General features: G+C 71.6%; 21 protein-coding genes and 2 pseudogenes. 16 read left to right on the top strand and 7 right to left on the bottom strand.

Going from position 1 to position 25,259, the window contains the following annotated elements; genetic code table 11:
- The first annotated feature begins 91 nt into the window (after positions 1–91).
- A complete protein-coding gene (locus AC07AZ_RS00155) occupies positions 92–1,939 on the top strand; it encodes a LamG-like jellyroll fold domain-containing protein (RefSeq protein WP_478842113.1) in 1,848 nt (615 codons plus the stop codon).
- Positions 1,940–1,987: 48 nt separating this feature from the next.
- A complete protein-coding gene (locus AC07AZ_RS00160) occupies positions 1,988–3,652 on the top strand; it encodes a histidinol-phosphatase (protein ID WP_478842115.1) in 1,665 nt (554 codons plus the stop codon).
- A 59-nt stretch (positions 3,653–3,711) separates the two neighbouring features.
- Here the strand turns inward: AC07AZ_RS00160 and AC07AZ_RS00165 are convergent, their stop codons facing one another.
- From AC07AZ_RS00165 to AC07AZ_RS00180, 4 genes are read right to left on the bottom strand one after another with little or no spacing between them, the layout of a single operon-like run.
- Positions 3,712–4,167 carry a MaoC family dehydratase gene (locus AC07AZ_RS00165; protein WP_478842117.1) on the bottom strand — a complete coding sequence of 152 codons (456 nt, stop codon included), beginning with the start codon at positions 4,165–4,167 and terminating at the stop codon, positions 3,712–3,714.
- Positions 4,168–4,192: 25 nt separating this feature from the next.
- Positions 4,193–5,698 carry an acyl-CoA synthetase gene (locus tag AC07AZ_RS00170; RefSeq protein ID WP_478842119.1) on the bottom strand — a complete coding sequence of 502 codons (1,506 nt, stop codon included), beginning with the start codon at positions 5,696–5,698 and terminating at the stop codon, positions 4,193–4,195.
- An 11-nt stretch (positions 5,699–5,709) separates the two neighbouring features.
- Positions 5,710–6,585 (bottom strand): amidohydrolase family protein, encoded by an 876-nt coding sequence (locus AC07AZ_RS00175; protein WP_478843385.1) that lies wholly within the window; start codon positions 6,583–6,585, stop codon positions 5,710–5,712.
- Positions 6,586–6,596: 11 nt separating this feature from the next.
- Positions 6,597–7,514 (bottom strand): SDR family NAD(P)-dependent oxidoreductase, encoded by a 918-nt coding sequence (locus tag AC07AZ_RS00180; RefSeq protein WP_478842121.1) that lies wholly within the window; start codon positions 7,512–7,514, stop codon positions 6,597–6,599.
- 225 nt (positions 7,515–7,739) lie between these two features.
- Here AC07AZ_RS00180 and AC07AZ_RS00185 point away from each other — a divergent pair, with 225 nt between their 5' ends.
- The 5 genes and pseudogenes from AC07AZ_RS00185 (at position 7,740) to AC07AZ_RS00205 (ending at position 12,862) form a co-directional block, all read left to right on the top strand.
- On the top strand, positions 7,740–8,165 hold the full coding sequence (locus AC07AZ_RS00185) for a MarR family winged helix-turn-helix transcriptional regulator (RefSeq protein ID WP_478843387.1): 426 nt from the start codon (positions 7,740–7,742) through the stop codon (positions 8,163–8,165).
- 106 nt (positions 8,166–8,271) lie between these two features.
- Positions 8,272–9,042 (top strand): IclR family transcriptional regulator, encoded by a 771-nt coding sequence (locus tag AC07AZ_RS00190; RefSeq protein WP_478842123.1) that lies wholly within the window; start codon positions 8,272–8,274, stop codon positions 9,040–9,042.
- Positions 9,043–9,264: 222 nt separating this feature from the next.
- Positions 9,265–10,136, top strand: a pseudogene (locus AC07AZ_RS00195) (IS5 family transposase).
- Between the two features lie 188 nt (positions 10,137–10,324).
- A complete protein-coding gene (locus AC07AZ_RS00200) occupies positions 10,325–11,203 on the top strand; it encodes a GNAT family N-acetyltransferase (protein ID WP_478842124.1) in 879 nt (292 codons plus the stop codon).
- A gap of 243 nt (positions 11,204–11,446) precedes the next feature.
- Positions 11,447–12,862, top strand: a complete 1,416-nt coding sequence (locus AC07AZ_RS00205) for a glycoside hydrolase family 16 protein (RefSeq protein ID WP_478842126.1) — start codon at positions 11,447–11,449, stop codon at positions 12,860–12,862.
- A 104-nt stretch (positions 12,863–12,966) separates the two neighbouring features.
- On the opposite strand, the gene AC07AZ_RS00210 is transcribed toward AC07AZ_RS00205, so the two are convergent.
- A complete protein-coding gene (locus AC07AZ_RS00210) occupies positions 12,967–13,872 on the bottom strand; it encodes a helix-turn-helix domain-containing protein (RefSeq protein WP_478842128.1) in 906 nt (301 codons plus the stop codon).
- Positions 13,873–14,018: 146 nt separating this feature from the next.
- Here AC07AZ_RS00210 and tkt point away from each other — a divergent pair, with 146 nt between their 5' ends.
- The 7 genes and pseudogenes from tkt to AC07AZ_RS00245 all read left to right on the top strand — a co-directional run bounded on the left by tkt (position 14,019) and on the right by AC07AZ_RS00245 (position 22,173).
- Positions 14,019–16,094 (top strand): transketolase, encoded by a 2,076-nt coding sequence (tkt, locus tag AC07AZ_RS00215; RefSeq protein ID WP_478842130.1) that lies wholly within the window; start codon positions 14,019–14,021, stop codon positions 16,092–16,094.
- Between the two features lie 142 nt (positions 16,095–16,236).
- Positions 16,237–16,503: pseudogene (locus AC07AZ_RS00220) on the top strand (transaldolase family protein); the annotation flags it as partial.
- A gap of 38 nt (positions 16,504–16,541) precedes the next feature.
- On the top strand, positions 16,542–18,101 hold the full coding sequence (zwf, locus tag AC07AZ_RS00225) for a glucose-6-phosphate dehydrogenase (RefSeq protein ID WP_478843389.1): 1,560 nt from the start codon (positions 16,542–16,544) through the stop codon (positions 18,099–18,101).
- Entirely contained in the window at positions 18,098–19,042 is a 945-nt protein-coding gene (gene opcA, locus AC07AZ_RS00230; protein WP_478842132.1) for a glucose-6-phosphate dehydrogenase assembly protein OpcA, read from the top strand. The genes zwf and opcA overlap by 4 nt, the downstream gene beginning before the upstream one ends.
- Complete coding sequence (gene pgi, locus AC07AZ_RS00235) at positions 19,035–20,687, top strand: glucose-6-phosphate isomerase (RefSeq protein ID WP_478842134.1); 1,653 nt, start codon at positions 19,035–19,037, stop codon at positions 20,685–20,687. The genes opcA and pgi overlap by 8 nt, the downstream gene beginning before the upstream one ends.
- A gap of 10 nt (positions 20,688–20,697) precedes the next feature.
- On the top strand, positions 20,698–21,579 hold the full coding sequence (gene gnd, locus AC07AZ_RS00240; protein WP_478843391.1) for a phosphogluconate dehydrogenase (NAD(+)-dependent, decarboxylating): 882 nt from the start codon (positions 20,698–20,700) through the stop codon (positions 21,577–21,579).
- A 6-nt stretch (positions 21,580–21,585) separates the two neighbouring features.
- Positions 21,586–22,173, top strand: coding sequence for a histidine phosphatase family protein (locus AC07AZ_RS00245; RefSeq protein ID WP_478842136.1), 588 nt, complete (start codon positions 21,586–21,588; stop codon positions 22,171–22,173).
- Between the two features lie 138 nt (positions 22,174–22,311).
- On the opposite strand, the gene AC07AZ_RS00250 is transcribed toward AC07AZ_RS00245, so the two are convergent.
- Both AC07AZ_RS00250 and AC07AZ_RS00255 read right to left on the bottom strand, forming a co-directional pair.
- Positions 22,312–22,722 carry a VOC family protein gene (locus AC07AZ_RS00250; protein ID WP_478842138.1) on the bottom strand — a complete coding sequence of 137 codons (411 nt, stop codon included), beginning with the start codon at positions 22,720–22,722 and terminating at the stop codon, positions 22,312–22,314.
- A gap of 349 nt (positions 22,723–23,071) precedes the next feature.
- Complete coding sequence (locus tag AC07AZ_RS00255; RefSeq protein ID WP_478842140.1) at positions 23,072–23,521, bottom strand: PPOX class F420-dependent oxidoreductase; 450 nt, start codon at positions 23,519–23,521, stop codon at positions 23,072–23,074.
- 74 nt (positions 23,522–23,595) lie between these two features.
- On the opposite strand from AC07AZ_RS00255, the gene AC07AZ_RS00260 reads away from it, so the two are divergent.
- A complete protein-coding gene (locus AC07AZ_RS00260) occupies positions 23,596–23,961 on the top strand; it encodes a hypothetical protein (RefSeq protein ID WP_478842142.1) in 366 nt (121 codons plus the stop codon).
- Positions 23,962–24,027: 66 nt separating this feature from the next.
- Complete coding sequence (locus AC07AZ_RS00265) at positions 24,028–25,257, top strand: serine hydrolase domain-containing protein (RefSeq protein ID WP_478842144.1); 1,230 nt, start codon at positions 24,028–24,030, stop codon at positions 25,255–25,257.
- Positions 25,258–25,259 lie beyond the last annotated feature (2 nt).

The following is a 25,259-nucleotide window of genomic DNA, read 5'->3' on the forward strand; positions in this document are numbered from 1 at the left end:
GCCCTTTTCCACCTCCCACGGCTTCCGGCCCCTGCTGTTCGCGGGCCCCCCACCCTTTCCTCCCTCGCTGTTTCACCTTCACGGAGCACACGTGTGCACTTCGCATGAGCACGATCAGGGCGAGGCCGCTCAGGCCGGCGCCGGACGACGCGGTTTCCTGCGTGCCACCGCGCTGCTCGGCGCCGCCGCCGCGGCCGGGGCCGCGCTGCCGGACACCGCCGAGGCGGCACCGCGGGCGGCGGCCCACTGGCGGCCCGACCCGGACAGCCGGCGCTTCACCCTGGCCGTCATGCCCGACACTCAGTACCTCTTCGACGGGCCGAGCATCGACAGGGCGCCCTTCGAGGCGTCCCTGCGCTACCTCCTGGAGCACGGCAGGGAGGACAACATCGTCTTCCTGTCCCATCTCGGCGACCTCACGGAGAACGGTGCCGCGGCCGAATGCGCCGCGATCGGCGAGGCGTTCGGGCTGCTGGACCGGCGGGGGGTCGGCTACAGCGTCCTGGCCGGCAACCACGACGTGCGGTCCTCGACGGATGACCAGCGCGGCTCGACGCCGTATCTGGACACCTTCGGGCCCAAACGCTTCAAGGGCGCTCCGACGTTCGGCGGGGCGTCGCCCGACGGCTACAACACCTTCCACCTCTTCGGCGCCGCCGGCCGCCAGTGGATGGTGCTCGCGCTGGACTGGCGGCTGTCGGCCAGGGGCTACGCGTGGGCGAAGGAGGTGCTGGCCGCGCACCCGCACACGCCGGTGATCCTCACCACGCACGAACTGGTCGTCGCGGACGACACGTTGTCGTCGTACGGGCAGCAGCTGTGGGACGGGCTCGTCGCGGAGCACGACCAGATCTTCCTCACCCTCAACGGGCACTACTGGCCCGCCGCCCGGGCCACCCGGCGCAACGCGGCGGGGCACGACGTCCACCTGCATCTGACGAACTATCAGAACCGCTACTTCGGCGGTGCGGCGATGATCCGCCTCTACCGCTTCGACCTGGACCGCAACACCATCGACGTCGAGACCGTCTCCCCCTGGATCCTCGGTCGGGCGGCGGAGGGGCTCAACGAGCTGGAGCGGCAGGAGATCGAACTCAGCGGCGACGCCGACCGGTTCTCCGTCGGCATCGACTTCGCGGCCCGCTTCGCCGGCTTCGACCCGGTGCCCGTCCGGCCGGCCCGGCCCGTGTCAGGCATGCTGGTGCGCGGCACCCTCGCCTACTGGCGTTTCGACGGCCACGCGGAGGGCTCGCCGGTGTCCGGCACGGTCCGCGACCTGTCGGGGCAGGGCAACGACCTCGGCGTGGTCAGTGTCGGCGGCGGCGCGCTGACCTGGTCCTCGGACCACCACCCCGACCAGCCGGGCCACGGCAGCCTGGAGTTCCAGGGTCACAAGTCGCCCCTCACCGGCGCCTATCTGCGGACGGTGGCCGGCGCCCCCCTCAACTCGGCTACCTTCAAGTCCGGTTACACCATCGAGGCGTTCTACCGGCTGCCCGCCGACTGGGACCCCTCGCACAACGCCTGGTCCGGTCTGGTCAGCCGCACCGGCACGGGCGGTGCCGCCGGGAAGACCGCGGACGATCCGGACGAGCCGCTCGCCACGCTGTCCCTGTCCGACGGCCCCGGCCCGCAGTGGGCGGTGCGGCCGCTCAACCAGCAGGGCATCGCCACCAACTGGGGCGACGAGACGGCCCGGGAACGCTGGTGGCACGTCGCGGTCGTCAACGACGGCAGGCACACCACGCTGTACGTCCAGGGCTGCCCGGTCGCCCGGAACCCGCACGCCCCCTCGGTCGGCCTCACCTCGCTCGGACTGCCCTGGCTGCTCGGCGGCTACGAGTACGCGGGGAAGATCGACCAGATCCTGCACGGACGGCTCGGTGACGTCCGGATCGTCGACCGGGCGCTGCCCGTGACCTCCTTCATGAACCACTGACCCGGCGAGGACCACGATGCACAAACCACTGACCCGGCGAGGACCACGATGACCGAGCAGCAACTGCCCGCCTGGGCGGACCCGTCCGTCTCCCCCGCCGCCCTCGACGCGCAGGGCGTCTCCCGGCGCGGACTCCTGCGCCGAGCGGGCCTGTTCGGGGCCGCCTTCGCCCTCGGCCCGGCCGCCGTGCCCGCGGCAGCCGCCGGCCGCGGCCTCGGCGGCGAGGACCCGCACCTCGCCTACCTGGTCGGCGACCACCACATCCACACGGTGTACAGCCACGACGCGAAGTACACGTTCTCCCAACTGGCTTCCGCGGGCGCCCGGTTCGGCCTCGACTGGATGGTGTTCAACGAGCACTCCAACTTCGGGCACGCCTCCTACGGCGCCGCTCTGGAGCACCGGGAGATCCTCGCGGCGCGCGCCGCGAACCCGCGCCAGCTGATCTTCCAGGGCCTGGAGTGGTACATCCCGGCCGCCGAGCACGCCACGGTCTTCGCGGCCCCCGGCCCGCACGAGGTCGACCTGCTGACCCGCTTCGAACTCGCCTACGACGGCAAGCTGCTCGGCTACACCGAGGGCTCCGCCGGCGCCGCCGACACCGCCCGCAACGAGGCGCACGCGGTCAGGGCCGTCCGGTGGCTCGCGGAGCAGCGCCGGACGGGTTACGTCGACGACGTGCTCGTCCTCGCCAACCACCCGCTGCGCCTGGGCATCGACTCCCCGCGCGAGATCCGCGGCTGGCGGGACGCGGCCCCCGAGATCGTGATCGGCATGGAGGGCGCGCCGGGCGCCCAGGGCGCGGCCCTGCCGGGGTGGCGCGGCGCGACGTCGATCCGCGGCGAGTACGAGAACAAGCCGTCCGCGCAGTCCTGGGCGGGATATCCGGCCGACGCCTACGTCACCTACGGCGGCTTCGACTGGGCGACCGCGACCGTGGGCGGGCTGTGGGACGCGATGCTGTCCGAGGGCAGACTGTTCTCCGTCACCACCAACTCCGACGCGCACCGGGTGGTGTTCGACACCTGGAAGAACGGCGACTGGCCGGCCGGGCAGAACTTCGACAACACCGGCAGGCTCCCCGACCCGGTGGACACCGGCACCCCGCAGCCGGGCAGCGACTTCTGGCCCGGCCAGTTCAGCCGCACCCACGTCGGCGTCACCCGCTACGGCTACCGGTCGGTGATGGCCGGCCTGCGCGCGGGCCGTGTCTGGCTCGACCACGGGCACCTGCTCGACGGGCTCGACGTCCGGCTGAAGCGCGACCGCGACCACGGCCGGGGCGTCACCCTCGGCGGCCGGCTGCGGGTGCGCAGGGGCGAGAAGCTCACCCTGAACGTGACCGTGACGACCGCGACCCGCCCCAACTCCCAGGGCGTCCTGCCCGGCCTGGCGCAGGTGGACGTGATCCGCGGCGCCGTCCGCGGACCGGTGGCCGACGCCGACACCTGGCGGGCGCCCGACACCAGGGTCGTGCACACGAAGGACGTCCAGGGCCGCAGGGGGACGTACACCCTGCGCATCCCGCTGACCGCGGGCGACGAGCCGTTCTACGTCCGGCTGCGCGGCAGCGACGGCAACCGGAACGGGGCCGGTTACCTGGGCGCCTCCGTGGACCCCCACGGCCCGGTCCCGCACGAGCCGGGCAACGGCGACCCGTGGGCGGACACCTGGTTCTACTCCAACCCGGTCTTCGTGGACGTCGTCAGCTGAAGCGCCCCGCAGGGGACGCGGTCAGCGGCGCGGCCGGCCTCGCCGCCGCGGTCATCGGCTCACGCGTAGAACCGCGACAGGCTCTGCAGCACCGCCGCCGGCTTCGCGCCGCCCTCGATCTCGATCGTGCCGTCGACGGTGATCTGCACCCCGCCGGGCACCTCCTCGACCTCGGCCAGCCGGGCGGCCAGGCGGATGAGCGAACCGACCTTCACCGGCGAGGGGAACCGCACCTTGTTCAGCCCGTAGTTGACCTTCGTGGTGACGCCCTGGACGTCCAGCAGCTCGGTGAACAGCGGGATGAACAGGGAGAGGGTGAGATAGCCGTGGGCGATCGGGGCGCCGAAGGGGCCTTCCGCGGCCTTCCCCGGGTCGACGTGGATCCACTGGTGGTCGCCGGTCGCGTCGGCGAACGTGTTGACGCGCTCCTGGGTGACCTCGATCCACTGGCTGGTGCCCAGGTCGCTGCCGGCCAGCTTCTTCAGCTCGTCGAGACCGTTGACGGTGATGCTCATATGCCGTTCCTCACGGGAGAGTTGTTCAGGAGTCGGTGCCGAACCGGGAACGCACCCGGGACTTGAGGAGCTTTCCGGAGGCGGTGCGGGGAAGTTCGTCCGCCAGCACCACCGACTTGGGGATCTTGTACTTGGCCAGCCGGCCCGCCAGGGAGGCGAGCACCTCTTCCGCGTCGAGCCGGGCGCCCTCGCGGGGCACCACCACCGCGCGCGGCACCTCGCCCCACTTGTCGTCCGGCACGCCGATGACCGCGCACTCGACGATGTCCGGGTGGGCGAGCAGCAGGTCCTCGATCTCGGCCGGGTAGATGTTCTCCCCACCCGAGATGATCATGTCCTTGATGCGGTCGACGATGTGGACGTATCCGTCCTCGTCGATCCGGGCCGCGTCGCCGCTGCGGAACCAGCCGTCCGCGAAGGAGGCGGCCGTCTCCTCGGGCAGCCCCCAGTAGCCGGGCATCACGTGCGGGCCACGGACCACGACCTCGCCCGTCTCGTCGACGTCCGCCGGGGAGAGGTCGGGGCGCACCACCCGCACGTCGCTGAAGAAGTGCGGTACGCCGGCCGAGCCCGCCTTGCTCACCGCGTGCTCGGCGTCCAGGAACAGCGTGCCGGGGGACGCCTCCGTCATGCCGTAGCCCTGCAGGAAGGTCAGGCCGCGTTCCTGGTAGGCGGCGATCAGCGGGGTCGGCACCGGTGAGCCGCCGCAGGTCAGGATGCGCAGCGAGGACAGGTCGGCGTCCGTCCAGCGCGGCTGCCGGGCCACCTGGTCGAACATCGCCGGCACCCCGAACATGAAGGTGATCCGGTGCCGTTCGATCAGGTCGAGGGTCTCCCCGGGGTCGAAGGCGTCGACCAGAACGCAGCTGCCGCCCTTGAGCAGCACCGGCAGGGTGAGCATGTTCAGGCCCGCCGTGTGGAACAACGGGGCGGAGACCAGGGCGCGTTCGTCGGCGATCAGGTCGGTGTCGACCAGCACGTTGACCGCGTTCCAGGTCAGGTTGGCGTGGGTGAGCATGGCGCCCTTGGGGCGGCCGGTGGTGCCCGAGGTGTACATGATGACGCAGGTGTCGTCGGGGGCGACCGGTTCGTCGACCGGCTCGGCCGGCGCCGACGCCAGCGCCTGCTCGTACTCGGCGCCGACCTCGATGTACGTCCGTACGTCGGTGCTGCCGGGGAGTCCGGCGACGAGCCCCGCGTGTGTGGGGCCGTAGACGAGGACCTTGGCGCCGGAGTCGGCCAGCTGGTAGGCGATCTCCGGGCCGGCCAGGCGGGTGTTGAGGGGGACGAAGACCGCGCCGAGTGTGCCGGCCGCGAAGAGGGTCTCCAGGTAGGAGGGGTGGTTGGGGCCGAGGTAGGCGATCCGGTCGCCGCGGCGCAGACCCCGCAGGCGCAGGGCGTGGGCGAGGCGGGTGGTGCGTGCATACAGTGTGCGGTAGTCGGTCGACTGGCCGCCGTGGACCAGGGCGGTGCGGTGCGGGGTCTTGCGGGCCCGGCGTGCGGGCCAGGACCCGAGTCCCTCGTTGCGCATCTGGCGCCCCTTTACGGTGTCGTCAGCCCGAGCAGACGGGCGGCGTTCTCCTTGAGGATCTTCGGCCGGACCTCGTCCTTGATCGGCAGCTTCGCGAAGTCGGCGAGCCAGCGGTCGGGGGTGAGGACGGGGAAGTCCGAGCCGAACAGGACCTTGTCCTTGAGCAGCGTGTTGGCGTACTGCACGAGCTGCGGCGGGAAGTACTTCGGCGACCAGCCGGACAGGTCGATGTGCACGCCCGGCTTGTGGGTGGCGACGGCCAGGGCCTCGTCCTGCCAGGGGAACGACGGATGCGCCAGGATGATCTTGAGGTGCGGGAAGTCGGCCGCCACGTCGTCCACGTGCAGCGGGTTGGAGTACTTGAGCCTGATCCCGCCGCCGCCCGGGACTCCGGCACCGATGCCCGTCTGGCCGGTGTGGAACAGGGCGATGGTCCCCGTCTCCTCGATCACCTCGTACAGGGCGTACGCCACCGAGCGGTCGTTGGGGAAGAAGCCCTGGATGCTGGGGTGGAACTTGAAGCCCCTCACCCCGTACTCCTCGACCAGGCGCCGGGCCTGCTTCACGCCCGCCTTCCCACGGAAGGGGTCGATGGAGGCGAAGGGGATGAGGACGTCGGCGTTGGCGGCGGCCGCCTCGGCGACCTCCTCGTTGGGGACGGGCGCCGTGCCGGTGGCGGACTCGGCGTCCACCGTGAAGATCACGGCGGCCATGCTCCGCTCCCGGTAGTAAGCGGCCGTCTCCTCCAGGGTCGGCTTCCGCTCGCCCTCGACCTTGAAGTAGGCGGAGGAGGCGTGGTGCAGGTCGTCGGCCAGGGAGGAGTGCCCCTTGGAGGACACCTCCGCGTGGGTGTGCACGTCGATCGCCGTCAGGCCGTCGACGTTCATGACGGAGCCCATCACGCCTCCGGGAACCGGGGGGCCGGGATGCCCACCGTCTGCAGTTCGGCGCCGACCGAGGTGGACCAGGCGTCGGCCAGGGCGTCGGGGGTCCAGCCGCCGTCCGCGTAGGCCGCCCTGATCTCCTGCGGATGGGACCAGAGTGCCACCTTGTCACCGCCGATGCCGATGGCCTGGCCGGTGACGGAGCGGGCGGCCTCGGAGGCCAGGAAGGGGACGAGTCCGGCGCAGTCCTCCGGCGTGCCGAACCCCTCGCCCCTGCGCAGGAAGGCCGGGAACGGCTCGCCGTTCTTCAGCGCCTCGACGTAGGGGGCGAAGGCGGGGATGGTCTCGGTCATGGCGGTCGCGGCCACCGGCACGATCGCGTTGACGGTGATGCCGGCGCGCCCCAGTTCCATGGACCAGGTGCGGGCCATGGCGGCGATGCCGGCCTTGGCGGCGGCGTAGTTCGTCTGCCCGAAGTTGCCGCGCTGCCCGGCGGGCGAGCCGACCAGGATCAGCGTGCCGCCCTCGCCCTGCTCGCGCATGCGTACGGCGGCCGCGCGGGCGCAGGTGAAGGTGCCCTTGAGGTGAGTGGTGATCACCGCGTCGAAGTCCTCGTCGGTCATCTTCCACAGCACCTTGTCGCGCAGGATGCCCGCGTTGGTGACCAGGACGTCGAGCCGGCCGAACTCCTCGACCGCGCGGGCCACCAGCCGCTCGGCGGCCTCGGTGGTGCCGACGGCGACGACCTCGGCGACGGCGGTGCCACCGGCCGCGGTGATGGACTTCACGGCCTGCTCGGCCACGGTCTCGTCGACGTCGTTGACCACCACGGACGCGCCGTGGGCGGCGAGGGCGTGGGCGTAGGCGAGGCCGAGTCCCCGGCCGCTGCCGGTGACGACGGCGGCCTTCCCGGTGAGATCGATGCTGGGCACGGGCGAGTCCCTTCACATGGGATGCGCCGTGACGGCGCATCGGTGCGGCTACGAGATCGAAGCTAAGAGCAATAATTGTTAACGTCAATAGTTGTTGATGACCTACGGGTGCGTCATGCTGAAATCACCACGACGACCGCGACCGCCCGCACCGACACCAGGGAGCCCGCCATCACCCGCCAGCACGCCACGAACCCCGCCCCGATCGACGCGAACGAGCCGTGGATGCGCGAGTTGCACGCGGACACGGGCTATCTGCTGTACCGGCTGGGTCTGCGCTCCGGGCAGCTGTTCAACGCCTGCCTCCAGGAGTCGGGGCTGCGCCTGCGCCACTACGCGGTCCTGCGCCTGCTCGCCACCTCGGAGGGCGCGCTGCAGCGCGAGTTGAGCGTCCGCCTCGGTTACGACCCGAGCGCGATCGTCGGCCTGGTCGACGACCTGGAGAAGCAGGGCTTCGCCGAGCGCCGGCCCTCCCCCGACGACCGCCGCAGCCGGATCGTCGTCCTGACCGCGGACGGCCGCGACTTCCTGCGCGGGACCGACGAGGCGGGCCTGCGGGTGACCAACGAGCTCCTCGGCCCCCTGGACGCGGCCGAGCGCGAGGCCCTGCACGCGCTGCTGCTGCGGGTGGCGGAGGACGGCCTCGCCTGACCCGGCCGCCACCCCGCGTCGTACGGCTCCAGCACCGCACCCCCTCTGCCCTCCGGCCCACCACCGCCCCGCCCGCAGCACCTCGCCCACCCGGGAGACGCCGGCCATGACGACCCGCTCCGCGCCCGACCGGCTGCTGTCCGTGCTGGCCGCGTTCGACCACGAGCATCACGCGCTGTGCCTCACCGACATCAGCCGCCGGGCGGGGCTGACCCTGACCACCGCGCACCGGCTCGTCGCCGCCCTCACCGAGTGGGGCGCGCTGGAGCGGGACACGTCCGGTGTCTACCACGTCGGGCTGCGGCTGTGGGAGCTCGCGGCGCTCGCCCCGCGGGGGCTCGCCCTGCGGCAGGTGGCCCTGCCGCACCTGGAGGACCTGTACGAGGCCACCCACGAGAACGTGCAGCTGGCCGTGCGGGACGCGGCGGAGGTCGTCTACATCGAGTGGATCTCGGGGCGGTCGGCGGTCGGTGTGCACATCCGCGTCGGCGCGCGCTGGCCGCTGCACGCCACCGGGGTGGGGCTCGTCCTGCTGGCCCACGGCGAAGCGGCCTTCCAGGAGACCTACTGCGCGGGACCGCTCGCCTCCTTCACCCCGTACACGATCACCGAGGGCGCCCGGCTGCGCCGTGAGCTGGCCGAGGTGCGGCGCGGCGGCGTCGCGGTGAGCAGCCGTCAGGTCACCGAGGACGCCCTGTCCGTGGCCGCGCCCGTGCGCGGGCCGGGCGGATCCGTGGTCGCCGCCGTCTCGGTCGTCGTACCGCAGGCCGACGCCCAGGTACCGGTACTGGTTCCGGCGGTACGGCTCGCGGCGCGCGGCATCTCGCGGGCGCTGGGCTGGCGGCCCGCGCGGGACACGGCGGGCGGGGCGCCGTAGGTCCGGTCCGGGAGTGTCGTTCTCCTCAACGGCTGGAACCTCTCCTGGGCCCACTGGAAGGCGGGCAGCGCACTCTGACCCGGAGCGGGACGGGGGCGGCGGCGGCCCCCCGGAAGGGCATCCGGTTCCGGGAGCAAGGCACACCACAGGGTCCCGCGACAGCGGGTGCCCCTAGAGGGCCTGTAGCGAAAGCCGATCTTGGTCGTGGAGTGATGACGCTCCGTGGCGCGTGGAGATCTGACAGACGAGCAATGGGCCAGGCTGGAGCCGCTGTTGCCGAAGGGCAAGAAGTCCGGTCGGCCGCCGATGGCCGAGGCGGCAGCTGATCGACGGCATACGGTGGCGGACCCCGGCCGGGACGCCTTGGAGGGATGTGCCCGAGCGGTGCGGGCCGTGGGATCGGGTCCATGACCTGTTCCGCGCCGGCAGCGCGACGGCACGTGGAAGCGAGTCTTCACCGAACTGCAGGCCCAGGCCGACGACAGCAGCATGATCACCTGGGATGTCAGCGTCGACTCAACTGCGTGCCGCGCCCCATCAGCACGCCGCCTGGGCGGCCAAAAGGGGGATCTCCAGAAGGGGCCGCCCGGCGGCTTCGAGATCGAGCCGGACGACCGCGGGCTCGGGCGCTCGCGAGGCGGGCTGACCACCAAGGTCCATCTCGCGGTCGAGCAGGGGCAGATGCCCATGTCGATCGTCATCACGGCCGGACAGGGCGGGGACTCCCCGCAGTTCGAACCGGTCCTGGAGCGGATCCGAGTCCCCCGGCTGGGACTGGGACCTCCCCGCACACGGCCTGACAAGGTGCGTCGGACAAGGCGTACGGCTCCCGGAGGAACCGCGCCTACCTGCGCCGACGCGGGATCCGATGCACGATCCCGGAGAAGAGGGACCAGATCCGCAACCGCAGGAAGCTTGGCCCCCGTGGCGGCCGGCCGCCGATGTTCGACAAGACCGATGACCGCGAGCGGCACGCTGTGGAGTGCGGGATCAATCGCCTGAAACGCCACCGGGCCGTGGCCACGAGATACGACAAGCTCGCCGTTCGCCATGAGGCAACCGTGCTGGTCGCGGCCGTCAACGAGTGGCTGTGACCAGCACGCTCGCACCGGCCTTCCGTTAACCCTTTGCCGAGGAGGCGATGGGCCAGCTAGGTTCACCCAGCCGTCCATGTCGTTCCGGACCGGCGCTGTCGACGAGGAGGTGTGGAGCACATGCGCAGGAGTGCCCAGCAGTCGAGCCCGCGTACCGACCCTTGCCGCCTCCTCACGACGGAGACACCTTGTCGCTCCGCATCACCCCACTGACCGACCCCGCTCACGGGGCGCACAGCCGACGCCTTGCATGGCTGGCGTCCGACGCCGATTCCATCCCCGTCGGGACGGCCTTTTTGCGCCTGTTCGATGGCGGACAAGAGCACCTGGCCGAACTGAGCCTCCACGTCCACCCCGTGGAGCGGCGCAAGCGCGCCGGCTCCCGGCTCCTCGACGCTGCCGTGGCCGCCGCCCGGGACAACGCCCGACGCTGCGTTGTCGCACAGGCCGAGGCCGGATCACCCGGCGGTCACTTCCTGTCGGCCCGCGGCTTCCGCAAGGTGCTCACCCTGAGGTACGCCCGCCTGCCACTGGCCGGCGTGGACGTCATCGCCCTCGCCGAGATCATCGAGCGTCCGCATCCCGGCTACCGGCTGGCGTCATGGCAGGGGACCGTCCCTGACGGCCTCGCCCAGACGTTCGCCGCCTCACGCCGGGCCATGGACGACATGCCCATGGACGACACCGACTACGGCATCGTGGTCTGGGACGTGGACCGGGTCCGGGCCGCGGCGAAGGCCGTTGAAGATCGTGGCGACCAGCTGCACACGGTCGTCGCCATCGACACCTCCAACGACTCGATCGCCGGGTTCACAGAACTCGTCGTCCCCGGCAACGGCACGGGTGATGGCCAGCACTACGGCACCGGCGTGCTGCCCGAACACCGCGGACATGGCCTCGGTCGATGGATGAAGGCCGAGTCGATCCGACAAGCCCACGGGCGCTATCCAGACCTCGGCGGCCTCCTGACCGACACCGCCGACAGCAACACGCGCATGAGACACATCAGCGACAGCCTCGGCTACGTGCCCACACACACGACACTCCAGTACCAGCTCGACCTGTAGGGGCGAGAGCACGGGCCGGACCAGGGCATCACTTGGTCCGGCCCGTCGGCACTTTCACAACAGGCCCTAGCACATTCCTGTCTTCATCGGGTGAACTCACCTGCCCCGGAAGGAAATCCCGGGTTACACCTCTTGACGGCCGCAGTGGCCGGGAGCACATTGGGCGCACTCTGAGAGCGCTCTCAAACCCTTCGCGCTCCCGAAGGCTCCCGCGCACCCCCACTCCGTACCCGAGAGGCCCCCATGAGCGACTCCTCCGGCACCTCCCTCCCCGGCGCGCACCACAGACGCCGTCCGCTGCGGCGGGCGCTCGTCGCCGTCCTCGGCACACTCGGCCTGGCGGCGGCCCCCGCCACGGTCACCTCACCGGTGGCGAACGCCTCCGCGCCGACGCCCCCGTCGGGCTGGTCCCAGGTCTTCCTCGACGACTTCACCGGCACGGCCGGCAGCGGCGTGAACACCGGCAACTGGCAGTACGACACGGGGATCTCGTACCCCGGCGGCCCGTCCAACTGGGGCACGGGCGAGGTCGAGACAATGACCTCCAGCACCAACAACGTCTCGCTCGACGGCAACGGCAACCTGCGCATCACCCCGCTGCGCGACTCGGCGGGCCACTGGACCTCCGGACGCATCGAGACCACCCGCACCGACTTCCAGCCCCCGGCCGGCGGCAAGCTGCGCGTCGAGGCCCGCATCCAGATGCCGAACGTCACCGGCACCGCCGCCGAGGGCTACTGGCCGGCGTTCTGGGCGCTGGGCGCGCCGTACCGCGGCAACTACCAGAACTGGCCGGGCGTCGGCGAGTTGGACATCATGGAGAACGTCCAGGGCCTGAACAAGGTCTGGGCCACGATGCACTGCGGCACCAGCCCGGGCGGCCCCTGCAACGAGACCACCGGCATCGGCAACTCCGTCGCGTGTCCGGGCTCGACGTGCCAGTCCGGCTTCCACACCTACAGCATGGAGTGGGACCGCTCGGTGAGCCCGGAGGCGATCCGTTTCTACGTCGACGGCACCAACTACCACACGGTGACGGCCAATCAGGTCGACGCGACGACCTGGGCCAACGCGACCAACCACGGGTACTTCGTCATCCTGAACGTGGCGATGGGCGGCGGGTTCCCGGACGCGTTCGGCGGCGGTCTGGACAACGACACGGTGCCGGGTCACCCGATGGTCGTCGACTACGTCCAGGTGCTCCAGTCGGGCAGCGGAGGAGGCACCACTCCCCCGCCCACCGGCAACCGCGACGCCTACAGCGCCATCCAGGCGGAGTCGTACGACGGCCAGTCGGGCACGATCACCGAGACCACCTCCGACACCGGGGCCGGCCAGAACATCGGTGCCCTCGCGAACGGTGACTGGGCCCTCTACAAGGGCGTCAACTTCGGTTCCACGGCGGCGAAGCAGTTCGTCGCACGGGTGGCGAGCGGTGCGGCGGGCGGGGTCAGCGGCCTGGTCGAGGTGCGGCTGGACAGCCGTACCAGCGCGCCGGTCGGCACTTTCTCGGTGGCCAACACCGGTGGCTGGCAGTCCTGGCGGACGGTCCCGGCGAACCTCACCTCGGTGACGGGCACCCATGACGTCTATCTCACCTTCACCAGCGGCCAGCCGGCGGACTTCGTGAACGTCAACTGGTTCGACTTCGGCCACTGACGGGCCGACCGCCGGGCCCACGGGCCCCTTTCACCCGGCGTACCGGACGCCCCGCGAGGCGAGGACCTCGCGGGGCGTCCGCGTGTCCCCGGCCGGGAAGCGGTTCAGCTCAACTCCGCCCGGAACGCGGCCGGAGTCATGTCCGTGTGCAGATGGAAGAACTTGGAGAAGTTCGCCGCGTCGGGGAAGCCGACCGCCGCGCCGACACGGCCCGTCGCCAGGTCGGTGTGGGCGAGGAGGCGTTTGGCCTCCAGGATCACGCGGTGGTCGATGAAGCCCTTGGGGGTCTGCCCGGTGGCGGCGCGCACCGCGCGCACGAGGGTGCGGCGGGAGTAGCCGAGGCCGTCGGCGTAGGCGCTGACGCTGTGGTTGGTGGCGAAGTCCCGCTCCACGGCGTCGCGGAAGAGGGTGAAGGTGGTGTCGGACTGCCGGCGGGCCGCCTCCGCGGAGCTGGCCGCGAGATGGGCCAGGCGCAGCAGGAACGCCGTCAGGGAGTGCCGCAGTACCGCGGTGTGCAGGCTGAGCGGCAGGGTCGTCGTGTCCTCGTACTCGTGCCGCAGTTGGGCGAGCGCGGAGCGCAGGCCGACGAGTTGGGGGCCGTCGGGGCGCAGCAGGGGCGGCAGGTCGTAGCGGTAGAGGCCGGTGGCCTCGACCGTGGCGCGGGGCAGGAAGCCGGGCTGCATGGTCAGGACGGTTCCGAGGTACCCGTTGCCGCGCGAGAAGCGGTGGACCTGTCCGGGGCGGATCCACAGCAGATCGCCCGCCGCCGCCTCGTACTCGGCGAAGTCGATCATGTGGTGCACGGGGCCGGCGTCGAACAGCATCACGACGTGGAAGTCGATGCGGTGGACGCGGTGCAGGGGCGCGTCGGCGTGCCAGGTGCGGCCGGTTCCCATGGGGCCGATCTGCATGCCGACACCGCCCACGCTCAATTCGGCCGGAAAGGGGAACGTTCTGATCGTGTCAACGCCGCCGTCACCGTCTCCGCCTTGGATGGTTCTGTCCGCCATGTCCCTCTCGCGCCGCCTCGTTCACGCCGTCGGTGTCCCACTTTCACCACAGGCTGACACACGGCGACCTTCCCCCGTAAAAGTCAGACTTTTAAGTTTGAACGCGTCAGACCAGAACGCCCGCTCCAATCGAGGACTTCTTGAAGATGAGCACGCAGACACCGGACACCTTCGAATGGACCGAACTCGACCGGCGTGCCGTCGACACCGCCCGGCTTCTCGCGGCGGATGCCGTGCAGCGCGTCGGGAACGGACACCCCGGCACCGCGATGAGCCTGGCCCCGGCCGCGTACACGATCTTTCAGAAGGTGATGCGACACGATCCCGCGGACCCCGAGTGGACCGGCCGTGACCGCTTCGTCCTGTCGCCCGGTCACACCTCGCTGACCCTCTACACGCAGCTGTTCCTCGCCGGGTACGAGCTGGAGCTCGACGACCTGAAGGCGTTCCGCACCCACGGTTCGAAGACGCCCGGTCACCCGGAGTACGGGCACACGGCCGGTGTGGAGACGACCACCGGCCCGCTCGGGCAGGGCGCCGCCAACGCGGTGGGCATGGCGATGGCCGCCCGCTACGAGCGCGGCCTGTTCGACCCGGAGGCGCCCGAGGGCGAGTCGCCCTTCGACCACACCGTCTGGGCGATCGTCTCCGACGGCGACCTGGAGGAGGGCATCTCCGCGGAGGCGTCCTCCCTCGCCGGTCACCAGCACCTCGGCAACCTGGTCTTCCTCTACGACGACAACCACATCTCCATCGAGGGCGACACCGCGACCGCGTTCTCCGAGGACGTGCTGAAGCGGTACGAGGCGTACGGCTGGCACGTCCAGCGGATCGAGCCCGCCGCCGACGGCGACATCGACGTCCACGCGCTGCACTCGGCGCTCCGGGCGGCGCAGGCCGAGACCGGCCGCCCCTCGATCATCGCGATGCGCACGATCATCGCCTGGCCCGCGCCGAACGCGCGGAACACCGAGGCCGCGCACGGCTCGGCCCTCGGCGCGGACGAGGTCGCCGCCACCAAGCGCGCCCTCGGATTCGACCCGGAGCAGACCTTCCAGGTCGAGCCCGAGGTCCTCGCCCGCACCCGCGAGGCCCTCGACCGGGGGGCACGGGAACACGCCTCCTGGGACAAGCGGATCGACAAGTGGCGGGCGGGCGACCCGGAGCGCGCGGCGCTCTTCGACCGGGTCGTCGCCGGTCAGCTCCCCGAGGGCTGGGAGGACGCGCTGCCGGTCTTCGAGACGGGCGCCTCCGTCGCCACCCGCGCCGCCTCCGGGAAGGTTCTCCAGGCACTGGGCGCGGTCGTCCCGGAGCTGTGGGGCGGCTCGGCCGACCTGGCCGGCTCCAACAACACCACCATCGACAAGACCAGCTCCTTCCTGCCCACCGGCAACCTGCTGCCGGGCGCGGACCCCTACGGCCGCACCGTCCACTTCGGCATCCGCGAGCACTCCATGGCCGCGGAGATGAACGGCATCGCGCTGCACGGCAACACCCGGATCTACGGCGGCACCTTCCTGGTGTTCTCCGACTACATGCGCAACGCCGTGCGCCTGTCCGCGCTGATGCAGCTGCCGGTGACGTACGTGTGGACGCACGACTCCGTCGGCCTCGGCGAGGACGGCCCCACCCACCAGCCGGTCGAGCACCTCGCCTCGCTGCGCGCGATCCCCGGCCTCAACGTCGTCCGGCCCGCGGACGCCAACGAGACCGCGATCGCCTGGCGCGAGATCCTGCGGCGGCACGCCACGAACCCGGCCCCGCACGGCCTGGTGCTCACCCGTCAGGGCGTACCGACGTACGCGTCCGACGAGGACACGGCGAAGGGCGGCTACGTGCGCGTGGAGTCCTCGACCGACACGCCCGAGGTGGTCCTGATCGCGACCGGCTCCGAGGTCCAACTCGCGGTCGCCGCACGGGAACGGCTGGAGGCCGAGGGCATCGGGACCCGGGTGGTGTCGATGCCGTCCGTGGAGTGGTTCGACGAGCAGCCGCGGGAGTACCGCGACAGCGTCCTGCCGCCGTCCGTGAAGGCCCGCGTTGCGGTCGAGGCCGGGATCGGGCTGACGTGGTACCGGTTCACGGGTGACGCGGGACGCGTCGTCTCCCTCGAACACTTCGGTGCCTCCGCCGACGCGAAGACCCTGTTCGCCGAGTTCGGCTTCACCGCCGAGAACGTCGCCGAGGCGGCCAGGCAGTCGCTGGCCGCCGCGCGTGGCTGATCCGACCGCCAGAAAGAAGATGATCACAGTGACCGAAGCAACCGCGACCGCGGGTGCGCTCCAGCGACTGTCCGAGGAGGGCGTCTCCGTCTGGCTGGACGACCTGTCACGCGAACGGATCACGTCCGGCGACCCGGCCGGCCTCGTCGCACCCGGCACGGTCGACACCATGCCGGAGGCCACGCTCGAGGCCACCGCCGACCACGGCCTGATCACCGGGGACACCGTCACCGGCGGCTACGCCGCGGGCCGCGCCGACCTGGCCGCCCTGGAGAGGCTCGGCGTCTCCTACGACGAGGTCGTGCGGCAGCTCGAGGACGAGGGTGTCGCCACGTTCGAGACGGCCTGGCAGGAGCTGCCGGACGCCGTCACCAAGTCACTGAACAGCAAGGGGGTCGACGGGGAATGAGCGAGGAACTGTCCGGGACGACGACTGCCGAGGAGGCGATGGAGGCCGTGACCGCCCTGCCCGCCACCGAGCCCGCCGAATGGGCCAACCCGCTGCGCGATCCGCGTGACCGCCGGCTGCCCAGGATCGCCGGCCCCTCCGGCCTGGTGATCTTCGGTGTCACCGGCGACCTGTCCCGCAAGAAGCTGATGCCGGCCGTGTACGACCTGGCCAACCGCGGCCTGCTGCCGCCGGGCTTCTCCCTGGTGGGCTTCGCCCGCCGGGACTGGGAGGACCAGGACTTCGCCCAGGTCGTGCACGACGCGGTGCGCGAGCACGCCCGCACCGAGTTCCGTGAGGAGGTCTGGCAGCAGCTCGCCGAGGGCATGCGGTTCATCCCGGGCGACTTCGACGACGACACCGCGTTCAAGCAGCTGCGCGCGGCCGTGGACGAGCTCGACGGCTCCCGCGGCACCGCCGGCAACTACGCCTTCTACCTCTCCGTACCGCCGAAGTTCTTCCCCAAGGTCGTGCGCCAGCTCAAGAAGCACGGTCTGGCGGACGCCCCGGAGGGCTCCTGGCGGCGCGCGGTGATCGAGAAGCCGTTCGGGCACGACCTGCGCAGCGCCCGCGAGCTCAACGCGCTGGTGCACGACGTGTTCGAACCGGACCAGGTCTTCCGCATCGACCACTATCTGGGCAAGGAGACCGTCCAGAACCTGCTGGCGCTGCGGTTCGCCAACCAGATGTACGAGCCGGTGTGGAACCGGTCGTACGTCGACCACGTGCAGATCACGATGGCCGAGGACATCGGCATCGGCGGCCGGGCAGGCTACTACGACGGCATCGGCGCCGCCCGTGACGTCATCCAGAACCACCTGCTCCAGCTGATGGCGCTCACCGCGATGGAGGAGCCCATCGCCTTCGACGCCGACGCGCTGCTCACCGAGAAGCTCAAGGTCCTCAAGTCCGTGCGGCTGCCGGAGAAGCTGGGTGAGCACACCGTGCTCGGCCAGTACGCCGAGGGCTGGCAGGGCGGCGAGAAGGTGGCCGGGTACCTCCAGGAGGAGGGCATCAACCCCCGGTCGAAGACCGACACGTACGCGGCGATCAAACTGGAGGTGGACAACCGCCGCTGGGCGGGCATCCCCTTCTACCTGCGCACGGGCAAGCGCCTGGGCCGCCGGGTGACCGAGATCGCGGTGGTCTTCAAGCGGGCCCCGCACTCCCCCTTCGACTCCACCGCCACCGAGGAGCTCGGCCAGAACGCGATCGTCATCCGCGTCCAGCCCGACGAGGGCATGACGGTCCGGTTCGGCTCCAAGGTGCCGGGAACCTCGATGGAGATCCGGGACGTGTCCATGGACTTCGCCTACGGCGAGTCCTTCACCGAGTCCAGCCCGGAGGCGTACGAACGCCTCATCCTGGACGTGCTGCTCGGCGACGCCAACCTGTTCCCCCGCCACCAGGAAGTGGAAGAGTCCTGGAAGATCCTCGACCCGATCGAGGCGTACTGGGCGCGGCACGGCAGTCCCGCGCAGTACCCCTCGGGGACCTGGGGACCCGAGGAAGCCGACGAGATGCTCGCACGAGACGGACGGAGCTGGCGCAGGCCATGAAGATCGACCTGACCGACACCACGGCAAGCAAGATCAACAAGGCGTTGGTGCAGGGGCGCCGCGCCATCGGGACACCCGCGGTGGGAATGGTCCTGACGATGGTCATCGTCACGGACGAGGAGAACGCCTACGACTCGATCAGGGCCGCCGAGGAGGCCTCGCACGAGCACCCCTCGCGCACCCTGGTCGTCATCAAGCGGCACGCCCGCACCCCGCGTGACCGCACCGCTTCGCGGCTGGACGCCGAGGTCAGGGTGGGCGCCGACGCCGGCACCGGCGAGACGGTGGTGCTGCGGACCTACGGCGAGGTGTCCGAGCACGCCGACTCCGTGGTCCTGCCGCTGCTGCTGCCGGACGCGCCGGTCGTCGTGTGGTGGCCGGTGAACGCGCCGGAGGCGCCCGTCAAGGACCCGCTCGGCGCCCTCGCACAGCGCCGGATCACCGACATGTACGCCGTCGACCGGCCGCTCGCGGCGCTGGAGGCCAGGGTGGCCTCCTACGCGCCCGGCGACACCGACCTCGCCTGGACCCGGCTCACCCCCTGGCGCTCGATGCTGGCGGCCGCCCTGGACCAGGCCCGCGCGGAGATCACCTCGGCGGCCGTGGAGAGCGAGGCCGACAACCCCAGCGCCGAACTGCTCGCGCGCTGGCTGGAGGCCCGCCTCGGGGTAACCGTCGACCGGGTGGTCACAGCGGGCCCGGTGGTCACGGCGGTGCGCCTGGGCACGGCGGGCGGCGACGTCGTCATCGACCGTCCCGAGGGCCCGCTGGCCACGCTGTCCCTGCCGGGCCAGCCCTCGCGCACCCTCGCGCTGAAGGTCCGCACCACCTCCGAACTCATCGCCGAGGAGCTCAGGCGCCTCGACGCGGACGAGATGTACGCCATCGCCCTGCGCGGTGAGGACACCAAGGGCACCAAGGAGACACCTGCACATGTCTGACTCCCCCAAGCTGACACGGCGGCCGGAGTGGGCCGCCCTTGAGGACCACCGCGCCGAGTGGCACGCCACTCTGCGGGACCTGTTCGAGGCGGACCCCGGGCGCGCCGAGCGGTACGTGGTGCGCGTCGGAGACCTGCGCCTGGACTACTCCAAGCAGCTGATCACCGACGAGACCCTCGCACTGCTCCAGGAACTGGCCACCGCCACCGACGTGTTCGGGCTGCGGGACGCCATGTTCCGCGGCGAGAGGATCAACGTCACCGAGCGGCGGGCCGTCCTGCACACCGCCCTGCGGGCCCCGGCGGACGCGGTGATCGAGGTGGACGGCGAGAACGTCGTCCCCCAGGTCCACGCGGTGCTGGACAAGATGAGCGACTTCTCCGCCCGGGTCCGCTCGGGCGAGTGGACCGGCCACACCGGCCGCCGCATCAGGAACGTCGTCAACATCGGCATCGGCGGCTCCGACCTGGGCCCGGCCATGGCGTACGAGGCGCTGCGCGCGTTCGCCGCCCGTGAGCTGACGTTCCGGTTCGTCTCCAACGTGGACGGTGCCGACCTGCACGAGGCGATCCGGGACCTGGACCCGGCTGAGACGCTGTTCATCGTCGCGTCCAAGACGTTCACCACGATCGAGACGATCACCAACGCCACCTCGGCCCGCTCCTGGCTGCTCGACGCCCTCGGCGACGAGAAGGCGGTCGCCCGGCACTTCGTCGCCCTGTCGACGAACGAGGAGAAGGTCACCGAGTTCGGTATCGACCCGGACAACATGTTCGAGTTCTGGGACTGGGTCGGCGGCCGCTACTCCTACGACTCGGCCATCGGCCTGTCGCTGATGATCGCGATCGGCCCGGACCGGTTCCGGGAGCTGCTGGACGGATTCCGCATCGTCGACGACCACTTCCGCACCGCGCCCGCCGAGGCCAACGCCCCGCTGATCCTGGGCCTGCTGGGGATCTGGTACGGCAACTTCTTCGACGCCCAGTCGCACGCCGTGCTCCCCTACAGCCACTACCTGTCCCGGTTCACCGCCTACCTCCAGCAGCTCGACATGGAGTCCAACGGCAAGTCGGTGGACCGCGACGGGAAGCCGGTTGAGTGGCAGACCGGCCCGGTGGTGTGGGGCACGCCCGGCACCAACGGCCAGCACGCCTACTACCAGCTCCTGCACCAGGGCACGAAGCTGATCCCGGCCGACTTCATCGGCTTCGCCCGGCCGGTCGCCGAGCTGAGCGACGAACTCAAGGCGCAGCACGACCTGTTGATGGCGAACCTGTTCGCCCAGGGACAGGCGCTGGCCTTCGGCAAGACCGCCGAGGAGGTACGGGCGGAAGGCGTGCCCGAGGAGCAGGTGCCGCACCGCACCTTCAAGGGCAACAAGCCCTCCACCACCGTCCTGGCCGCCGAACTGACCCCCTCGGTACTGGGCCAGCTGGTCGCGCTGTACGAGCACAAGGTGTTCGTCCAGGGCGCGGTCTGGAACATCGACTCCTTCGACCAGTGGGGCGTCGAACTCGGCAAGGTCCTCGCCAAGCGCGTGGAACCCGCCCTGACCGAGGGCGCCGACGTCCCCGGCCTCGACCCCTCCACCACCGCCCTCGTGGCCGCGTACCGGACTCTCCGCAACACTCGGGAAGTGAACTGACATGACAACGATGCAGCTCGGCCTCATCGGTCTCGGCAAGATGGGCGGCAACATGCGCGAGCGCATCCGCCACGCCGGCCACACCGTCATCGGCTACGACCGCGACCCCGAACTCTCCGACGTGAGCAGCCTGGCCGAACTGGTCGACAAGCTCCAGGCGCCCCGCACGGTGTGGGTGATGGTGCCGGCCGGCGCCGCCACCCAGTCGGTCGTCGACGAGCTCGGCGGCCTGCTGGAGGCCGGCGACACCGTCGTCGACGGCGGCAACTCCCGCTGGAGCGACGACGAGAAGCACGCCGAAGAGCTGGGCGCCAAGGGCATCGGCTTCGTCGACGCGGGCGTCTCCGGCGGCGTGTGGGGCCTGCAGAACGGCTACGCGCTGATGGTCGGCGGCGAGAAGGAGCACGTCGACCGGCTCCAGCCGATCTTCGAGGCGCTCAAGCCGGAGGGCCCGTACGGCTACGTCCACGCGGGCAAGGTCGGCGCCGGGCACTTCTCGAAGATGGTCCACAACGGTATCGAGTACGCCATGATGCAGGCGTACGCGGAGGGCTGGGAGCTGCTGGAGTCGGTGGACTCCGTGACCGACGTGCGTGAGGTGTTCCGCTCCTGGCAGGACGGCACGGTCATCCGCTCCTGGCTGCTGGACCTGGCCGTCAACGCGCTGGACCAGGACGAGCACCTGACGAAGCTGCGCGGCTACGCCGAGGACTCCGGCGAGGGCCGCTGGACCGTCGAGGCGGCCATCGACAACTCCGTGCCGCTGCCGGCGATCACAGCCTCCCTCTTCGCCCGGTTCGCCTCCCGCCAGGAGGACTCCCCGCAGATGAAGATGGTCGCCGCACTGCGCAACCAGTTCGGCGGCCACGCCGTCGAGTCCGTGAAGGAGTAGCCCGCCGTGGGGGACCTTCTCCTGGTCCGCCACGGTGAGACGGAGTGGAGCGTGTCGGGCCGGCACACCAGCTGGACCGACCTGCCCCTCACCCAGCACGGCGAGGAACAGGCCAAGTCCCTCGCTCCGCTCCTCTCGCCGCGGACCTACGCCCTCGCGCTGACCAGCCCGCTGGACCGCGCGATACGCACCGCCGAACTGGCCGGCCTGACCGGCGCCGCAACAGACCCCGACCTGCACGAATGGGACTACGGCGGCTACGAGGGCATCACCACCGCCGACATCCACCGCACCCGCCCCGACTGGTACCTGTGGACCGACGGGGTACCGGCCGGCCCCGAGGGACACCCCGGCGAGTCGCCCGGGCAGATCGGCGCGCGCGCCGACCGGGTGCTCGACCGGGTCGCCGAGGCGCTGCCCGACGGTGACGTGGTCCTCGTGGCCCACGCCCACTTCCTGCGCGTCCTGACCGCGCGGCGGCTGGGCCTGGCGGCGGCCGACGGACGCCTGTTCCAGCTGGCGACCGGCACCCTGGGACGGCTGTCGACCGAGCACGGCCGCCCGGTGATCGCGGAGTGGAACACCAGGCCGTAGAGCGGCGGGCACGACGGCCCGGGTACGCGCGGACGACGCGTACCCGGGCCGTTTCACCGCCGGTCGGCGGGCTGGGGGCGGCGGCGCCGCGGGGCGGTCCTTCGACGCGTCCCCTCGACACCGGTGCCGCACCCGGGCTCAGACGTTGCTCCAGCCCCGCTCGCAGAGCACCAGCCGGTAGCCGTCGGGGTCCTCGACGGTGACGCCCCACTCGTTCCAGTACGGGTTGGGTGAGGGCACCCGCTTCCCGCCGTGCGCCTCCAGCCGGGCGACCAGGTCCTCCGGCACCGGGCCGTCGACGTAGACCACCAGGAGGTCGTCCTCGGTGGGGCTGGGCTCGACCGGGTCGGCGGGTTCCCGGACGAGCTCCAGGTGCCAGCCGGCGTCCGGCCATCCCAGCATCAGCAGGTCGTGCTCCCCGGGGATGCCGCCGCCCTCGGCCCGCCAGAGCACGTCGAGACCGAGACCGCCGGCCCAGAACCGCTCGGCGGCGGCCAGGTCCCGGGACGGGCGGGCGACGCGGATGTGGCTGCGGCCGTTGACGGGCATGAAGTCCTCTTCTCGTGGCGTGCGCGGGACGGTCAAGCTGCGGAAAAGCTTAGGGACCCGGTGTTCCCGGGTCCATCGGCCGTCGGCCCTGCGCCTGCCGCCCCAGGACTGTGGCACACCGGTGGCCGGGCGGCGGAGGCACCGTTGACAGATGGCGGACGGCGCCAGAACATCGGCCGGAACAAGGCGGAACACCACCCCGCGGACGGCCGCGCCCGCCGGACTCCGCGCGCTCCGGCCGGTTTCAGGGGCGGCCGGAGCGCGCGGACCGCCGCCCGCCGGCGGGCCGCCCGCCACGCCGCGGGCCCGCGCCCGGCCGGACCGGACTCCGGCCCGGACTCCGGTCCGCTCAGCTGCGGTCGGTGGCCCGCGGGATGCCGTAGGCCCGCTCCACCCGCAGCCGCAACACCAGCCGGCGGTCGCGGACCATCGCGGCCCGGAAGTCGTCCCAGTCGGGGTGTTCACCGGCGGCGTCGCGGTAGAGGCGGACGAGTTCCTCGACCGTCTCGTCGTGCGGGTCCGCCGCGACGGGCGAGAGGTCGACCGTGCCCTCGACGACGGTGTAGGCCCACCGGTCGGGGCTGGTCACGTGGTACGACGCCCGGGGGTCCCGGCGCAGGTTGCGGGTCTTGGCACGGTCGTCCGTGAGCGAGACCCGGAGGGTGCGTTCTGCCGGGTCGTAGCGGTGACTGACGTTCGACAGCTGGGGCCGGCCGTCGCGCTTGAGGGTGACCAGCACCCCGCCCCCGGTGTCCGAGAGCAGCTGGAGCAGTGCGTCCTGCGTCGCGTCCTGAGTCATGTCAGGTCAACCCGCCGAACGGGACGGAGATTCCCGGCGCGCCGCCGTTCGGGGGCGGTGGACACCGGCCACTGGTGCTGTCGCGGGCCTCCGGGGCCGCCGTCCTCTGCTTCGGGTTCGGGCTGCTGGGGGCCGGGTTCGGGACGGTGATGGTGGCGGCGACCCATGTCGTCGTGCGGCGGGCGCCCGTCGCGTCGGCCGGGGTGGCGGGCGGGTTGCAGCAGACCGCGATGAACGTGGGGCCGGTGCTCGGGGTGGCCGGTGCGGCCGCGCTGATGGGGACGCGGTCCGGGGCGGGGCTGCCGCTCGGGATTCCCGCCGGGGTGGCGGTGGCCGGCGCCGGGGCCGGGGCCGGGGCACTTCTGCCGGGGCGATTCGACGCGACGCGCGACGATCACCCCGATCCTGGGGACCGATCACCTGTTCCTGCGCCACGATGAGGTCTGAGGGCATTCCGGCGGGGTAGGCCGGACGGCACCTCGACGAACGCACTTCGGAGGAGAACGATGGCACAGCTGCGACAAGAGGTCGACCCGGGCGAGGCCGGGCTGGACGTGAAGGCGCTGGACCGCCTCGACCAGCACGTCGCCCACTACGTCGACGAGGGACGCCTGCCGGGCTTCCTGGTGGCCGTCTCCCGCGGCGGACGCGTCGCCCACCTCACCGCGCACGGCCACCGTGACCTCGCCGCCGGGCTGCCCGTCGAGGCCGACACCCTGTGGCGCATCTACTCCATGACCAAGCCCGTCACCTCCGTCGCCGCGCTGCTGCTGGTCGAGGAGGGCCGGCTGTCGCTGGACGACCCGGTCGCCCGCCACCTGCCGGCCTTCGCCGACCCGCAGGTGTACGCCGGCGGCTCCGGCGCGGACCTCAGGACGCGCCCGGCCGCCGGGCCCATCCTGATCCGGCACCTGATGACCCACACGGCGGGTCTGACCTTCGCCTTCTACCACAACCACCCCGTCGACGCGCTCTACCGCGAGGCCGGTCTGGAGTCCGCCGTGGTGCCGGGCTCGACCCTGGCCGAGACGGTCGACGTGTACGCCGGTCTGCCGCTGCAGTACGAGCCGGGCACCGAGTGGAACTACTCGGTCGCCACCAACGTCCTCGGCCGGGTCGTGGAGGTGGTGTCCGGGCAGCCGCTCGACACGTTCTTCGCCGAGCGGATCTTCGGCCCCCTCGGGATGACGGACGCCGGGTTCTGCGTGGCACCCGAACAGCGCCACAGGCTGGCCGAGTTGTACGGGGACGCCGACGGCGGCGGCATCGAGCCGATCCCCGGGCTGCCGCTGCACGGCCGCCCCCGCTTCCTGTCCGGCAGCGGCGGCATGGTGGCCTCCGCGCACGACGTGCACCGCTTCGCGGAGCTGCTGCGCCGGCGCGGCGAGCTCGACGGGACCCGCCTGCTCGCGCCGCGGACCGTGGACCTGATGACGTCCAACCAGCTTCCCGGCGGCGCCGACCTGCGCTCCTTCGGCAGCCGCCCGGCGCACGACGAGCCCGGCAACGACGGGGTCGGCTTCGGTCTCGGCGTCTCCGTGGTGATCGACCCGGAACGGACGAAGGCCCCGGCCGGACTCGGCACCTACGGCTGGAGCGGGGTGGCGACGACGACGTTCTGGGTGGATCCCGTCCACGACCTCACCGTGCAGTTCATGACGCAGGTGCGGCCGAAGGGCTCGCACACCATCTACCCGGAGCTCAAGCGGCTGGTCCATGAGGCGGTCCTGGACTGAGC

The organism is Streptomyces sp. NPDC043878 (genome assembly GCF_056435735.1).

Bases quoted from the DNA above. Each gene is read 5' to 3' on its own strand.
- AC07AZ_RS00160 (WP_478842115.1), top strand. From the start codon at position 1,988: ATGACCGAGCAGCAACTGCCCGCCTGGGCGGACCCGTCCGTCTCCCCC.
- AC07AZ_RS00165 (WP_478842117.1), bottom strand. From the start codon at position 4,167: ATGAGCATCACCGTCAACGGTCTCGACGAGCTGAAGAAGCTGGCCGGC.
- AC07AZ_RS00170 (WP_478842119.1), bottom strand. From the start codon at position 5,698: ATGCGCAACGAGGGACTCGGGTCCTGGCCCGCACGCCGGGCCCGCAAG.
- AC07AZ_RS00175 (WP_478843385.1), bottom strand. From the start codon at position 6,585: ATGAACGTCGACGGCCTGACGGCGATCGACGTGCACACCCACGCGGAG.
- AC07AZ_RS00185 (WP_478843387.1), top strand. From the start codon at position 7,740: ATGCGCGAGTTGCACGCGGACACGGGCTATCTGCTGTACCGGCTGGGT.
- AC07AZ_RS00190 (WP_478842123.1), top strand. From the start codon at position 8,272: ATGACGACCCGCTCCGCGCCCGACCGGCTGCTGTCCGTGCTGGCCGCG.
- AC07AZ_RS00205 (WP_478842126.1), top strand. From the start codon at position 11,447: ATGAGCGACTCCTCCGGCACCTCCCTCCCCGGCGCGCACCACAGACGC.
- AC07AZ_RS00210 (WP_478842128.1), bottom strand. From the start codon at position 13,872: ATGGCGGACAGAACCATCCAAGGCGGAGACGGTGACGGCGGCGTTGAC.
- tkt (WP_478842130.1), top strand. From the start codon at position 14,019: ATGAGCACGCAGACACCGGACACCTTCGAATGGACCGAACTCGACCGG.
- zwf (WP_478843389.1), top strand. From the start codon at position 16,542: ATGGAGGCCGTGACCGCCCTGCCCGCCACCGAGCCCGCCGAATGGGCC.
- opcA (WP_478842132.1), top strand. From the start codon at position 18,098: ATGAAGATCGACCTGACCGACACCACGGCAAGCAAGATCAACAAGGCG.
- pgi (WP_478842134.1), top strand. From the start codon at position 19,035: ATGTCTGACTCCCCCAAGCTGACACGGCGGCCGGAGTGGGCCGCCCTT.
- gnd (WP_478843391.1), top strand. From the start codon at position 20,698: ATGCAGCTCGGCCTCATCGGTCTCGGCAAGATGGGCGGCAACATGCGC.
- AC07AZ_RS00250 (WP_478842138.1), bottom strand. From the start codon at position 22,722: ATGCCCGTCAACGGCCGCAGCCACATCCGCGTCGCCCGCCCGTCCCGG.
- AC07AZ_RS00255 (WP_478842140.1), bottom strand. From the start codon at position 23,521: ATGACTCAGGACGCGACGCAGGACGCACTGCTCCAGCTGCTCTCGGAC.
- AC07AZ_RS00265 (WP_478842144.1), top strand. From the start codon at position 24,028: ATGGCACAGCTGCGACAAGAGGTCGACCCGGGCGAGGCCGGGCTGGAC.